This window comes from Bacillus sp. NH11B, assembly GCF_001884205.1.
Lineage (GTDB): Bacteria > Bacillota > Bacilli > Bacillales > Bacillaceae_G > Bacillus_A > Bacillus_A proteolyticus.
Window position 1 is genome coordinate 218,779 of the sequence record NZ_MAOG01000107.1, and the last position, 13,034, is coordinate 231,812.

Genomic DNA, 13,034 nt, shown 5'->3' on the forward strand with positions numbered 1-13,034 from the left:
CTCTCCTTTTTATCGTTTTTCAGCGATTCTCAACTTCGCAGAACGCGCTCGATTATTTTCTTCCAATTCAATGTCAGAAGGTAAAATCGGTTTTCTTGTAATAAGCTTTAATTTCGGTTTAAATTCATCCGGAATAATCGGTAGTCCCGGTGGTAATTGTGGCGTTGTGCTATTTCGCTTAAACGTCGTTTTACAAATACGATCTTCTAAAGAATGGAACGTTATAACACTAACTCTTCCACCAGGCTTGACCATATCAATTGCAGACTCCAACGCCTCTTCAAATACTTTTAATTCATCATTTACAGCAATACGAATCGCCTGGAATACTCGCTTCGCAGGATGTCCACCTGTTCTACGGGCCGGAGCTGGAATACCTTCTTTAATTAATTCTACTAATTCTCCCGTCGTTTCAATAGCCTTATTCTCGCGATACGCTTCAATTTTCCTTACTATTTGCTTTGAAAATTTTTCTTCGCCGTATTGGAAGAAAATTCTTACGAGTTGTTCATATGACCAGCTGTTTACAACATCATATGCTGTTAATGGGGCATCTTGATCCATCCGCATATCTAACGGTGCATCATGATGATAACTAAAGCCACGCTCTGGTGTATCTAATTGTGGGGATGAAACACCTAAATCGAATAAAATCCCGTCTACTTCTGTGATACCTAATTCATGTAGTTTTTCAGATAAATAACGGAAGTTGCTCTTCACTGTTACAAATTGTTCACCATAAGAAGAAAATTTTTCCTTTGCATTTTGAATCGCTATTTCATCTTGATCAAATGCTATTAATTTTCCACCATCTGTTAGCTGAGATAATAAATAAGAACTATGTCCTCCTCCACCCAGTGTACAATCTACATATGTACCACTCGGCTTTATATCTAAGCCATCTACTGTTTCTTTCAAAAGTACTGTTACGTGTTTGAACATTGCTGCACCTACTCTTTTTCCAATTAATTATGTTAAATACATTTCTCACTCTACAAACATTATTTACTACTAGAGGATGAAATGCTACTAAAGAACGACTCATTTAACTTCCAGCAAGGTAGCCTGCTATACAAATCGCTATTTTATTTTATTATATACTAAATTTTATCATTTTTTGCGGGAATTTAAACAAAAACCTGTCGAAAAAGATATTAATCCGTTTACATTTTGTGCTATTTTGTCATATATATAAACCTGGTACATAGCGATTCATTACATCAATATAAGATGGATAATTCAGAAATTTTTCACTTCACAGTTAATTCAACGGAATAAAAATAAAATCCTGCTCAAAAGAGCAAGATTTTATAGTTTTATTACATGATGTTTTCCATCCCATGAAAATGATTGTTCCATTACCCGGTCCACAAAATCAAGACCGAAGCGATTTAAATAATAACAGACATTCCACACACGTTCTTGCGGTGCTCCTAATGGACGAAGCGCAAATCGCACACGTCGGAATTTATTTAGTTGAACTTCATGCTTCTTCTCAACGTTTCTTTTCAACATTTTTTCTAACAGTTCAATTTGTTCATTAATTTTCAGTTCATTTTTCGCTGCAAACTCATTTAATCCTGGATCTATTTTTTTCACGAATAGTTGTAATGATGTATGAATATCCATTATTTCTTTTTTCGCTTCTAGAAATCGTTCGTCTATCGGTTCCTCTATTTGATTAGAAAGCCAATTGTCACGCAAATTATCTACTTTTTTTAGAAATGGATCAATTTCTTGCAAATCTAAATCGTGTAAATCTGTCGCTATATCTCGCTCCATATAAGTAATCGTAAGCCGTGGAACGACAGGTGGCATTTGGAAACCGACAGTATGAAACACTTGTTGCAATTCACTCCAATAAGCTAACTCTCCCGGACCACCAATAAACGCTAACGTAGGAAACACATACTCTTGCATAAGAGGACGCGTTACAACATTATTACTAAAACGTTCTGGACTTCTTTCCATCTCTTCCATCAATTCTTCATACGAAAATGAATGCACTCCATCTTTTCCAATAAATTTGCCTTGATTCTCTTCAAGCAATACTCGCTCATTATCAATTTCCATAAATATATGCACTGCATTTGCCTTCGTTTCAATAATCGGTTTAAATCCTAATTCCTTAATTACTTCCTGTTGATTATGAAGGCCTACTTGAATTTCTTTATATTTACTTATTGTGTGTTGTAAAAACGGTACTTCTAATTTTCTTAGGGCAGGATGATGAGAATCTACAAGAATCAAACCAGAATTTACGAACATTTTTGTAATAAGGTGCGCAAAGAAATCTACATATGTATGCGATTTATCTAAAGCATCCTCAACAAATTGTAATACATCCTTTGTAAAATTCGTTTCCGGATATGTTTTAAAAATCTCTTCGATCCATTTTCTACAGTCTTCAATAGAAAGCTCTGACTCAGAAGCACTCGCTTTTTTCGGATGACGATCATGAAAAATGGTCTTTTTTATTTTTTTATTTTTCGTTACAAATGTATGATTAATTTCATCCATATCATGATCTTCACCAGCAATCCAAAAGACCGGAACAACTCGAACCCCTAAGCTCTCTTCTTTTTCTTTTGCAAGCTGTAAAATCGAAATGATTTTATGCACTGTATAAAGTGGTCCAGTTAACAATCCAGCTTGTTGTCCAGCTATAACTACATATGTATTTTCATCTTCAAGCGCTTTTATATTTTGAATTGTAGATTCTCCCGCTTGCAATTGTGTATTATATTCTAATAAATGCGTTACTAAATCTTGACGGAAAAACTCTCTCTCACGTAAATCATGTAAACGCTGTTTAAAAGCATCTTCTGTTAACAAATAGTCAAAACATGACTCTATCTCTTTTTTACCGTTCACATAGTCCGCTACAACACCTTGTAGTGGAACAGAGATTTCTTTTATCTCCATATAATTCTTCCTTTCGTATCCTGTTCTCTCACCAACCCACATTGTAGTCAATGTTTCACGTAAAAGCAAAGAAAAACACTTATAATTCCATCCCTTTTATTGCATTATACAAAAATTGAAGTGTCGGAACGGATTGTTGTCGTCCCTTCGCTTCTTCTAATACATATCCGACAATCGCATTAATTTCCGTTTGTCTATTCTCTCTTACATCCGCTAACATAGATGATGTATTACGAGATGTTTTTTTACATACTTGGCATACCATTTGCCATACCATTCTTTCGTCCTCTTCTTTAATAAGAAATGCAACTTCCTCAAATACTTGCTCCATCATTTGATAAAAAAACGGATTTGCAATTAACTCTCCGTTCTCAACCCGTAATAATGCGGTCAGTGGATTAATACATACATTCACCACTAATTTATTACGCATAATCCCATTCCAATCATCTTCAATTTGAATCGAAAAATAATGTAAAGGAAAATGATTCAATACCTTTTCAAAACCATTAGATTGACCACGCACTACACCAAACTTTGTAACACCTATTCCAGTGTGATGTACTGTATGTTTCCCTTCTTTTTTCGCACCATGCTCCACGATCCCAACCGCTATACGTTCATTCCCTAATTTTTTCATAATGTGAAGGTGAGACATTCCATTTTGCAAAAAGATTAATGACGATTCAGCCTGCACAAAAGGTAATATGTCAGTTATATGATACTGCTTTACAGCAATAAATGTATAATCCAACTCCGCATCTCGCATACTTTCTATTGGTAAAACAGTTGGGAATACCGTTTCACTTTCCCCATCTCTAATACAAGTTACACCTGTTACATTCAATTCCTCAGCCTGCTTAGCCGTCCTTGTAAACAACGTAACATCCTGATTATTTTTTTGTAAATAAAATGTATATAGTAGACCAATAGCTCCTGGTCCAACAATTCCAATTTTCATCTTCACACAAGGAACGTGTATTAACAAGTGATATACGCTCCCTTGCCCTTCCCCCTTTACAGCTTATTAAATTATAATTGCATAGTTAAGGATTCAATTATCTTTTCACAAATGCAACCTCTTCTTTCACTATGTATATACTACTTATATACATAGTTCTACTCTTAGTTTAGCAAATCCTCAAAAAAATAATGAAAGAAATATTCTATCTTCTTCATAAAAACTAAAAAATGAGTTATAATATTATTATAAATATTATAACTTTTCTGCATTCAACAAGATATGAAAAGGATGTGATGTAATGGGATTCCCAAAAGTTGAGCGCTTGCTCATCAATTATAAAACATTAGATGAATTTAAAAAGTTTAAAGGTTGCGGAGCTCAAGAACTATCCATGTTGGAAGAATTAGAAGCAAACATTATTGAAAATGATAGCGAATCTCCGTTTTACGGTATTTATTACGGAGGATCGCTAATCGCACGTATGAGTCTATACATGAAAAGAAACGGCGGGGAACCATTTGAAATTACAGGACCTTACCTAGAACTTTATAAACTTGAAGTGTTACCGACTTTTCAAAAACAAGGATTCGGACAAATACTTGTTAACTATGCGAAGCAACTGAAATTCCCAATTAAAACGATAGCACGTATCCATTCAGCTGGTTTTTGGGATAAATTAAGTTTCCAACCAGTATCAGTAACTGATGGTGATTTTTATATTTGGCTTCCAGAAACAAATGTGAATGCGGTTACAAATGAAGAATCTGCATAAGAAATAAAAAAAACAGCTGCGTAACAGCTGTTTTTTATTTCTTTAACTTCTCTAATTTCCCATTCGAGCGAGCACCATTTCTTTCCGCTACCATTACACTTCTTTTTTGATCGATATAATCAAGTAATGTTCTATATTCTTCCTCATATACTGATAATCGCTCCAGAAGACGCTCTCGCTCTGTTTGTAACGATTCAATTTGTTGTTGCAACACCATTAAAGAGTTTTCATCTTTATAATTTCGTAAGAAATCAATAACATCATTCAACGTAATAGATTTCGGCTCTAATACCTTTGTCTCTTTCACTTCATAATTTTCTACCTTACGAAGTTGCTTTGCTTCTTCAATACGTTCTTTATACTGCTTTCTAACGCAAGAATTCCACCTAAATCCACAAGCTGCAGGTGTACGAGACAAATGTCTCCCCACTTCTTTAAAAGCGGACAGTTGGGTTCCACCTTCACGAATATGCCGGAGTACTACTTCTGCCAGAAGCAAATCTTCATCATCAGTCCAAGCATCTTGTCTTGTTGTCGCCATCTCTCTAGTCCTCCCTATGCATTTTTTATTAAGCATATGCAGTTACTAGAAAAGATAGAATACAACAAATAAAGAATAAGACAAAAAAAAATAAACGCAGAAGATATCTTCTGCGTTTATTTTCCCGCAATTACTTGCTGATTACTTCTTTACCTTTGTAAGTACCGCATGCTTTACATACACGGTGAGCTAATTTCGCTTCACCACAGCTTGGGCACTCTACCATACCAGGTACTGATAATTTGAAATGCGTACGACGCTTTCTTTTTACTGTTTTAGAAGTTCTTCTAAAAGGTACAGCCATTCTTCCCACCTCCTTAAAAGAAATAGTTATTTTCATATGAAGGCCTAAACCAGTCTTCCGATTATTTGTCAAAAAACTTTGCAAGTCCTGCTAATCTTGGATCAACAGTCTTTTCTTTGTTTTCCTCCGAAATCACTTGCCAGTCTTGACCTTGCATCGGTGCTCCACCAGAAACATCATCACTGAAAATTTGCATTGGAATCTCCAAAAGTATATTTTCCTTGATTACGGGCAGTAAGTCAAGTACTTCTCCTTCTAAACAATGAATTTCAGCTTCTGTTTCAAATTCTTCTTCTGAAGTTTGGAACACCTCAGTTGTTTTAATGTCAAATGGTAATGTCACATCTACTAAAGAGCGAGAACATGGTAAAACCATGCTTCCAGTTATATGTAGATGAAACGTAAACTTACCGGAGCCAAAATCAACTCTTCCTGTTACATGAACGGGATTAATTTCACGAATATCTTTCTCGACCTCTTTTAGCTCACTTACATCTACCATTTCATTTAATGTCAATCCTTTATTTCTCAATTTATTCAATTGATGGATGGACCATTTCATATCATATCACCTCAAGGCAACAAACAAAATTATAGCTAGCCATTTTATATTTGTCAATGTTTTTTCTTTACACTATAATGAAGTCATCATAGGAAATAATATATAGATTATCACGTTTTCCAAAAAGATGCTACATCGAAAGGAGAGATTACCATAAAAGCCAGTGGTATTGTTGTTGAATATAACCCTTTTCATAACGGTCATGCTTATCATGTGCAACAAACAAAAAAGTTAACACAGTCTGATATTATTATCGCCGTTATGAGTGGTCCTTTTTTGCAGCGTGGTGAGCCAGCACTCATCTCCAAATGGTATCGTACTAAAATGGCCTTAACAAACGGCGTAGACCTCGTTGTAGAGCTTCCTTATGCATTTGCAACACAAAAGGCCGAAACTTTTGCAAATGGTGCAATTTCGATTTTAAACGCCCTTCATGTTTCTGAGATTTGTTTCGGTAGTGAAGATGGAAAAACTGAAAATTTCTACAATACCATCTCTGTACAAAAAAATGAAGAAGAGACTTTCAATCGTCTTGTGAAGCAATTTATGAATGCGGGTAATAGTTATGCAAAAGCTACATCTGAAGCCTTTCAACACATCTTACCACCTGAAAAAACTGTAGATATGTCACAACCAAATAACATTTTAGGTTTACAGTACATTAAAGCTATCCTTTTACAAAATAGCTCCATGCAAGCACAAACTATAAAAAGATTCGCCTCTCATTATCATGATGAAACATTTCACGATCAACATATTGCAAGTGCAACAAGTATCCGCAAACAGCTATTTAATGAACACGGTTCATCTATAACTATTGAGCCTTTTATTCCGAAAACAACTGCTTCTCTTTTAGAAAACTACAAGCAAAACTATGGGACGTTACATAACTGGGAAAAATACTTTTCATTTTTCAAATACAAACTTATGACGATGTCTCCGGGGGACTTACAACATATATATGAAATTGAAGAGGGTTTAGAGCATCGTATTTTATCAAAAATACAAGACAGTTCATCTTTCTATTCATTCATGGAAGCATTAAAAACAAAACGTTATACATGGACTAGATTACAAAGAGCTTGTACACACATTTTAACAAATACAACGAAGGAAGAAATGTATAAAGCTAATATAGAACAGCACGCGCCGTATATTCGTCTACTCGGAATGTCACAAAAAGGACAAACTTATCTTTCTAAAAATAAGAAAAGAATAGAACTGCCAATCCTTACTCATACAAAATCATTCGAACACCCTACTTTAGACATAGAGCGAAAATCAAATGCTGTATATTTCTCCATAATGCAAGAACCTTTGCGGACACAAATGCTAAAACAAGAAGCAACACATCATCCAATTCGTTATGATGAAACAACGAAAAAATTCCTATAAGAAAAACCTCTCTTCTTCAGAGAGGTTTACTTTGTTTTACCCATTTTTTCCAAATATGTTAATGCATCATCCAGTGTGTCCACCGGTACAATTTTCATCTTTGTTTTAATATCTTTCGCAGCTTCAAGAGCATCTTTATAATTCGATTTCTCTACACCCTTTTCATTTGGCGCAAAGAACACTTCAGCTCCCGCATCACTAGCAGCTACTACTTTTTGCTGAATACCACCAATGGGACCAATTTCTCCTTTATCATTGATTGTACCTGTTCCAGCTATTTCATGTCCGTTTGTTAAATCTTCTTCAACGAGTTGATTATAAATTTCTAAGGTAAACATTAAACCCGCTGATGGCCCCCCTATTTCATGGGAATCAATTTTCACTTTCGGATCTACCACTAACTCTCTTTCTGTAACGATAGATACACCTATTCCAACGCGGCCATTTCCATTAGGAATTGTCTTTACATTTAAATTTTCTTTAAACTGTTTTCCACCTCGCTTGTATTCAATATTTACTGTATCTCCCTCTTTTTTCCCTGTCATATACTCAATAAATTGTTCCGTCTTTTCAAATGTTTTTCCGTCGACAGCTATGATGACATCTCCAAGCTTAAGCTTCCCTTCTGACGGCATTCCCTTTGTCACACCAGCAACTAGTACCCCTTTATTTTCAAAAGATACGGAACGATTTGCACGTTTATATGCATTATAAATTGCGGCGTTTTGTGAATCTTTCATTGCATAATTTTGGCGAAATTGATATTCTTCATCACTCTCACCTTTTTGCAATATTTCTTCCGCCTTCGAAACGTGTGTATATTTATTAAATTGCGCGGCTATTAAGTTCACAACATTTGCAGGTCCCATTGAGACTGTGACAAGCATAAAATCACCAGACTCTTTAGTTCCACCGTCAACTTGCACGTACGGCGCTAATTTCGCGGCCATACCCGGTTTTGTCACATAGTATGGCAAACGCACATAAACAAGTAGCATCGCCAATATAACCCCTATTAAAATTGCATATATAAACCGAAAACGCTTAAACATTATGTTGCTCCTTCCACTGCTCAATTAGTAAATAAATGTTTGAAATGTGTTTTTCTGCTTCCACTTCTCCGACCCGAATAATGTCTTCAATATGTGTAAAAGCACGCGAACTAAATTGTTCTACTGCTGGCCGCATCATTAAATCTGATGCTATTTGCCGATTCATCACAAGTTCATGCTGCATGATTTCAATACTCTGCATAATCACATCATAAATCGATGTAACCTCTCCATTCACCTTAATTGGAGATACATCAACAGCAATAACAATATCAGCCCCTAAATCTTTTACAACCGATACGGGAATACGGTCAATTACCCCTCCATCCACTAATAAGCGGCCATCTATTTTCTCTGGAACAAACACCCCCGGCACAGATATACTAGCTCGAACCGCCTCCGCAATCGGACCGCTTGTAAAAACAACTTTTTCCCCCTTCAAAATGTCAGTAGCCACAACAGCCGTCGGGATATCTAACTGTTCTAAATTTTTATTATATGTAAACATTTTAATCATATCTTTAATACGTTTTCCAGCAATAAATCCCATTTTAGGAACTGTAAAATCCAAATAATATTTCCTTTTAAAAACAGCGGCCAATCTATACAGTCTTTCAACGTCACAACTCGCTGCATAAAATGTACCAATTAATGCTCCTATACTACTACCTGCTACCATATGAATAGGGATGCCAGCTTCCCTTAACACTTTTATTACCCCTATATGAGCAAAACCTTTTGCACCTCCGGATCCAAGTGCTAAACCGATTTTTGGTTCCTTCATTTTTCTCACCCTTTAATTTTTTTCATTCCTTTTTCATACTTATGGTCTAAATTCACCACATATCCACGTATACTGAAATGAACGTTTTTGGGACAAAGGGGGATTTTCTTACATGTACGAAAAATGGAAAACTGCTTTTCTTACCATATCAATGTTATTTTTAACCTTTTCTCTTGTACTCCACCCCCAAGCTGCTTTGCAAGCTTCAATTCGAGGGTTAAATATATGGTGGGAAGTTGTATTCCCTTCATTACTACCGTTTTTCATCATTGCGGAACTTCTAATCAGTATTGGTATTGTAAAATTTATCGGCGTTATATTAGAACCACTAATGCGTCCATTGTTTCGTGTTCCAGGGGTAGGCGGGTTTGTTTGGGCAATGGGAATGGCTTCAGGATTCCCCGCTGGCGCCAAATTAAGCGCTAGACTACGCAAGAGCAATCAACTAACACAAATTGAAGCGGAACGACTCGTATCTTTCACAAATTCTTCTAATCCGCTTTTTATTTTTGGAGCGGTTTCTATTGGTTTTTTCAATAATCCAAAATTAGGGCTCGTATTAGCAGCAGCACATTATATAAGTAACTTTACCGTCGGGTTACTGATGCGCTTTTATGGTAGCAACGATACTTACATAAAAGAAAAACATACGAATCAAAAACGTGCCTTTCAAAATCCTTTTTCCATTCTCCACCAAACACGTATGCAAGAAAAAAGGCCAATCGGAAAACTACTTGGTGACGCTATCGTTTCTTCTATTCAAACACTGCTCATGATTGGTGGGTTTATTATTTTATTCTCTGTTTTAAATAAAATGATTACTGTTTTCGAAATTACAGAAGCGCTTTCTTTTATTATGCAACATATTTTATCATTCTTCCAACTTACCTCCCAATTTAATATTCCGATATTATCCGGTATTTTTGAAATGACGCTTGGAAGCCAAATGATCAGCCAAATAAATGAAACAACACTTCTTCAACAAGCAATGGTAACAAGCTTCATTTTAGCATTTAGTGGTCTTTCTATTCAGGCACAAGTAGCAAGCATATTAGCGGAGACAGATATCCGTTTTAAACCATATTTTTTAGCTCGAATTATCCAAAGCATTATCGCTCCTATTTTCACTTTTATATTTTGGGAACCATTTTATGAAAAAGTTCATTCTGTCTCGCCTACACAAGAAGATATTCCCGTATTTTTATTGAATCATTCTTTTACACTAAATGATATTTGGACAGCATTTATACACTACGGACCAATCTTCACCTTATTTTGTTTATATTTATATGTTATCTTATTGTTTTTACGTATTTATAAAGAAAAACCCCGTTCACTTTAACGGGGTTTGAAACTTTTCTTTTAAAGCTCGCTCTACAATCGGAGGAACAAGGTCTACTACACTTCCTCCATATCTCGCAACTTCTTTCACAATACTTGAACTTAAAAATGAATATTGATTGTTTGTCATAATAAAAAAGGTCTCTATATTTTCGTCTAATTTTCGATTCATTGAAGTAATTTGCATCTCATATTCAAAATCAGAAACCGCTCGCAAACCACGCAATATTGCATTTGCATTACGCATTTTTGCATATTCCACCAATAATCCACTATGTGAATCAATCTTTACATTCGGAATATCCTTTGTCGCCTCTCGAATTAACTCTAAGCGTTCTTCTACCGAAAAGAATGGTTTTTTTGATGAATTATTTAAAACAACTACATATACTTCATCAAATACTTTTGCTCCCCTTTTAATAATATCCAAATGTCCAAGGGTAATTGGATCAAAACTCCCTGAAGAAATAGCTATACTTGTCATTCCGTCCCCTCACCTTCATACTTATAAATCGAAATTGCTGTAATCCCATAGTTTTCCGCTCGTACTTTTACAAGTTCTCCTATAGAGTCAGGTAAAACCACGTCATCCCCGTGCTCTGCCATAATGATTCCATCTTTATTTAACAATCCATGTTGATCCATCACACTAACTAAAGACACAATTTTTTGAGCTTTATATGGAGGGTCTATTAGTATAAGATCGAATGATATTTCACGCTTTATAAGCGCCTTTACCGCACGCTCTGCATCATTTCGGTACACTTCAGCTTGTTCTTGTAGTCTACAGCTTTCTAAATTTTGATGAATGACTTTTATCGCTTTACTATCTCGGTCAACAAAAATCGCTTTATCAATCCCTCTACTTATGGCCTCAATTCCAAGACCACCGCTACCACCAAATAAATCAAGAGCGATACCACCATCATAATAAGGACCTATCATATTAAAAATAGATTCTTTCACTTTATCTGTCGTTGGACGCGTTGTATTACCAGGTACCGCTTTAAGTGGGTGCCCTTTACATTTTCCTGAAACTACTCTCATCTGTTGTCACTACCTTTATTTCAATCTATAGAGCGATTACAGCAAATTCATTCCAATTAGGTAATCGCTACCAATTCATACTATTTCATACTTTTTTCATTAATCTATTATTTAACTAATTGAAAACCTCAGTTAAAATAACCGCTCGCTATTTCTTTCATATCCATTTCACTATTTGCAAGCAACAACCCTCTATGTACATCAGTTCCACTTTACCTTTTTTATCCTATCATAAAATAAAAAAAAGAAAAATAAAAAGCCTAACATAAATTTTAATTTCATTATGTATATCTTCATTTAGATTGGACATAAATAAATATAACAACATCACCTTCGATGTTGTTGCCAACCGCGGAGAAGACTTACGTTTCCCCATAAGTTCTTCCTCCGGTTTCTCCTCTCCCTTTGCCTTCTTACTAGTTCATACTAGTATAAGAAGGGCCCTGCATTGCAGGGTTTTTTTCTTTGTCTACTTTTCATTTAAAAAGTGAGATGGTACAGTAAAAGAAAGAGGAGGAAAAAATATGATTCAACGCTTTATAGAACTCGGAGAAGGCTACTCTGATTTATATGAATTACTCGAAATTGCCAAAGCAAACAAAGAGCGTATAACACATATGTTACAATTTGAAACTGTAAAAAACGAAAAAAAAGTGTGTTCACTTGTTGTAATACTAAAACCTACAACTACTGGTGATTTCCAGCCATTATACATATGTCGTGAAGGCATTCCTGTACTTGAAAATAAAAAAAGCAAACGTGTTATTTTATTTGAAGAAACGGCAGAACAAATAGGGAAAAAAGTTACTACCTTTACTGTAAAACCGTCGACAACCTTCCCTGAAAAAGAACTCTTTTTTAATCATCTAATTGGTATTTTACGAATGAACAATTTCATTCCTCCAATGAAGTAACACGTTATTTCAAGTAAAAAAATCCCCCGCTAAATTTAGCAGGGGATTTTTTTATTAGCTATAATCGTATTCCTTCGCCCGATCAGGACGTGAATTTTCGAATTCCGTTTTTAAAAATGGGCGATACGACTGTTCTACTTTTTTTACAAAAGGAAGTTTATTCAATTTTTGCATCATATGCTCAATTTGTTCCATATCACAATATACAACCGCATATTTCAATCGTTTTGATATGTAATGAATGTTACCATATTTCCTTAAAATCTTGGCATGTTTCAATGAATGTAAATAAACAATCATACTTTGTCGTTGCCCGAACATAATCTTCTCCATCTTCTCCTTTTAAAAACTTATATTCTTATCTTTTATGAAAACCAATCAGAAATTTATGACATTAAAGGACAAACTCTGTATACGTTTTCTTCCATATTCT

General features: G+C 35.1%; 15 protein-coding genes. 4 read left to right on the forward strand and 11 right to left on the reverse strand.

From position 1 onward, the window contains the following. Positions 1-9 precede the first annotated feature (9 nt). The 3 genes from rsmH to panE all read right to left on the reverse strand — a co-directional run bounded on the left by rsmH (position 10) and on the right by panE (position 3,892). Positions 10-942 (reverse strand): 16S rRNA (cytosine(1402)-N(4))-methyltransferase RsmH, encoded by a 933-nt coding sequence (gene rsmH, locus BAU27_RS17385; protein ID WP_000472513.1) that lies wholly within the window; start codon positions 940-942, stop codon positions 10-12. A 366-nt stretch (positions 943-1,308) separates the two neighbouring features. Then, positions 1,309-2,925 carry a bacillithiol biosynthesis cysteine-adding enzyme BshC gene (bshC, locus tag BAU27_RS17390; RefSeq protein WP_071771522.1) on the reverse strand — a complete coding sequence of 539 codons (1,617 nt, stop codon included), beginning with the start codon at positions 2,923-2,925 and terminating at the stop codon, positions 1,309-1,311. 79 nt (positions 2,926-3,004) lie between these two features. Beyond that, positions 3,005-3,892 (reverse strand): 2-dehydropantoate 2-reductase, encoded by an 888-nt coding sequence (gene panE, locus BAU27_RS17395; RefSeq protein ID WP_071771613.1) that lies wholly within the window; start codon positions 3,890-3,892, stop codon positions 3,005-3,007. 295 nt (positions 3,893-4,187) lie between these two features. Between panE and BAU27_RS17400 the strand changes: the two genes are divergently transcribed. Next, complete coding sequence (locus tag BAU27_RS17400; RefSeq protein WP_071746849.1) at positions 4,188-4,661, forward strand: N-acetyltransferase; 474 nt, start codon at positions 4,188-4,190, stop codon at positions 4,659-4,661. A gap of 34 nt (positions 4,662-4,695) precedes the next feature. Here the strand turns inward: BAU27_RS17400 and BAU27_RS17405 are convergent, their stop codons facing one another. The 3 genes from BAU27_RS17405 to BAU27_RS17415 all read right to left on the reverse strand — a co-directional run bounded on the left by BAU27_RS17405 (position 4,696) and on the right by BAU27_RS17415 (position 6,068). After that, positions 4,696-5,202, reverse strand: a complete 507-nt coding sequence (locus BAU27_RS17405; protein WP_071746850.1) for an RsfA family transcriptional regulator — start codon at positions 5,200-5,202, stop codon at positions 4,696-4,698. A 130-nt stretch (positions 5,203-5,332) separates the two neighbouring features. Continuing rightward, positions 5,333-5,506 carry a 50S ribosomal protein L32 gene (gene rpmF, locus BAU27_RS17410; protein WP_001984764.1) on the reverse strand — a complete coding sequence of 58 codons (174 nt, stop codon included), beginning with the start codon at positions 5,504-5,506 and terminating at the stop codon, positions 5,333-5,335. A gap of 61 nt (positions 5,507-5,567) precedes the next feature. Then, complete coding sequence (locus tag BAU27_RS17415; RefSeq protein WP_000872151.1) at positions 5,568-6,068, reverse strand: YceD family protein; 501 nt, start codon at positions 6,066-6,068, stop codon at positions 5,568-5,570. 153 nt (positions 6,069-6,221) lie between these two features. Here BAU27_RS17415 and BAU27_RS17420 point away from each other — a divergent pair, with 153 nt between their 5' ends. Further along, the gene (locus BAU27_RS17420; RefSeq protein ID WP_175546549.1) at positions 6,222-7,463 is read left to right on the forward strand and encodes a nucleotidyltransferase; all 1,242 of its coding nucleotides are present in this window, start codon (positions 6,222-6,224) and stop codon (positions 7,461-7,463) included. A 26-nt stretch (positions 7,464-7,489) separates the two neighbouring features. Here the strand turns inward: BAU27_RS17420 and BAU27_RS17425 are convergent, their stop codons facing one another. Together BAU27_RS17425 and BAU27_RS17430 are read right to left on the reverse strand one after the other, a co-directional pair. Further along, complete coding sequence (locus tag BAU27_RS17425; protein WP_071746852.1) at positions 7,490-8,515, reverse strand: SepM family pheromone-processing serine protease; 1,026 nt, start codon at positions 8,513-8,515, stop codon at positions 7,490-7,492. Continuing rightward, positions 8,508-9,299: a patatin-like phospholipase family protein gene (locus BAU27_RS17430; RefSeq protein WP_071746853.1), complete on the reverse strand. Its 792-nt coding sequence runs from the start codon at positions 9,297-9,299 to the stop codon at positions 8,508-8,510. Before BAU27_RS17430 ends, BAU27_RS17425 begins: the two co-directional genes overlap by 8 nt. Before the next feature lie 112 nt (positions 9,300-9,411). Here BAU27_RS17430 and ylbJ point away from each other — a divergent pair, with 112 nt between their 5' ends. Then, positions 9,412-10,641: a sporulation integral membrane protein YlbJ gene (ylbJ, locus tag BAU27_RS17435; protein ID WP_071746854.1), complete on the forward strand. Its 1,230-nt coding sequence runs from the start codon at positions 9,412-9,414 to the stop codon at positions 10,639-10,641. Here the strand turns inward: ylbJ and coaD are convergent. Then, positions 10,633-11,124 carry a pantetheine-phosphate adenylyltransferase gene (gene coaD, locus BAU27_RS17440; protein ID WP_070144650.1) on the reverse strand — a complete coding sequence of 164 codons (492 nt, stop codon included), beginning with the start codon at positions 11,122-11,124 and terminating at the stop codon, positions 10,633-10,635. The two genes, ylbJ and coaD, sit on opposite strands and share 9 nt — an antisense overlap. Further along, the gene (gene rsmD / locus BAU27_RS17445; protein WP_001266992.1) at positions 11,121-11,687 is read right to left on the reverse strand and encodes a 16S rRNA (guanine(966)-N(2))-methyltransferase RsmD; all 567 of its coding nucleotides are present in this window, start codon (positions 11,685-11,687) and stop codon (positions 11,121-11,123) included. Before rsmD ends, coaD begins: the two co-directional genes overlap by 4 nt. Before the next feature lie 524 nt (positions 11,688-12,211). Between rsmD and BAU27_RS17450 the strand changes: the two genes are divergently transcribed. Continuing rightward, on the forward strand, positions 12,212-12,601 hold the full coding sequence (locus BAU27_RS17450) for a DUF7147 family protein (protein WP_000616004.1): 390 nt from the start codon (positions 12,212-12,214) through the stop codon (positions 12,599-12,601). A 54-nt stretch (positions 12,602-12,655) separates the two neighbouring features. Here the strand turns inward: BAU27_RS17450 and BAU27_RS17455 are convergent, their stop codons facing one another. After that, positions 12,656-12,922 carry a YlbG family protein gene (locus BAU27_RS17455; protein WP_002088292.1) on the reverse strand — a complete coding sequence of 89 codons (267 nt, stop codon included), beginning with the start codon at positions 12,920-12,922 and terminating at the stop codon, positions 12,656-12,658. Between the last annotated feature and the right edge of the window lie 112 nt (positions 12,923-13,034).

What these genes read in the sequence shown, in the direction of transcription:
- rsmH (WP_000472513.1), bottom strand. Translation starts at nt 942, where the DNA reads ATGTTCAAACACGTAACAGTACTTTTGAAAGAAACAGTAGATGGCTTA.
- bshC (WP_071771522.1), bottom strand. Translation starts at nt 2,925, where the DNA reads ATGGAGATAAAAGAAATCTCTGTTCCACTACAAGGTGTTGTAGCGGAC.
- BAU27_RS17400 (WP_071746849.1), top strand. Translation starts at nt 4,188, where the DNA reads ATGGGATTCCCAAAAGTTGAGCGCTTGCTCATCAATTATAAAACATTA.
- BAU27_RS17405 (WP_071746850.1), bottom strand. Translation starts at nt 5,202, where the DNA reads ATGGCGACAACAAGACAAGATGCTTGGACTGATGATGAAGATTTGCTT.
- rpmF (WP_001984764.1), bottom strand. Translation starts at nt 5,506, where the DNA reads ATGGCTGTACCTTTTAGAAGAACTTCTAAAACAGTAAAAAGAAAGCGT.
- BAU27_RS17415 (WP_000872151.1), bottom strand. Translation starts at nt 6,068, where the DNA reads ATGAAATGGTCCATCCATCAATTGAATAAATTGAGAAATAAAGGATTG.
- BAU27_RS17425 (WP_071746852.1), bottom strand. Translation starts at nt 8,515, where the DNA reads ATGTTTAAGCGTTTTCGGTTTATATATGCAATTTTAATAGGGGTTATA.
- BAU27_RS17430 (WP_071746853.1), bottom strand. Translation starts at nt 9,299, where the DNA reads ATGAAGGAACCAAAAATCGGTTTAGCACTTGGATCCGGAGGTGCAAAA.
- ylbJ (WP_071746854.1), top strand. Translation starts at nt 9,412, where the DNA reads ATGTACGAAAAATGGAAAACTGCTTTTCTTACCATATCAATGTTATTT.
- coaD (WP_070144650.1), bottom strand. Translation starts at nt 11,124, where the DNA reads ATGACAAGTATAGCTATTTCTTCAGGGAGTTTTGATCCAATTACCCTT.
- rsmD (WP_001266992.1), bottom strand. Translation starts at nt 11,687, where the DNA reads ATGAGAGTAGTTTCAGGAAAATGTAAAGGGCACCCACTTAAAGCGGTA.
- BAU27_RS17450 (WP_000616004.1), top strand. Translation starts at nt 12,212, where the DNA reads ATGATTCAACGCTTTATAGAACTCGGAGAAGGCTACTCTGATTTATAT.
- BAU27_RS17455 (WP_002088292.1), bottom strand. Translation starts at nt 12,922, where the DNA reads ATGTTCGGGCAACGACAAAGTATGATTGTTTATTTACATTCATTGAAA.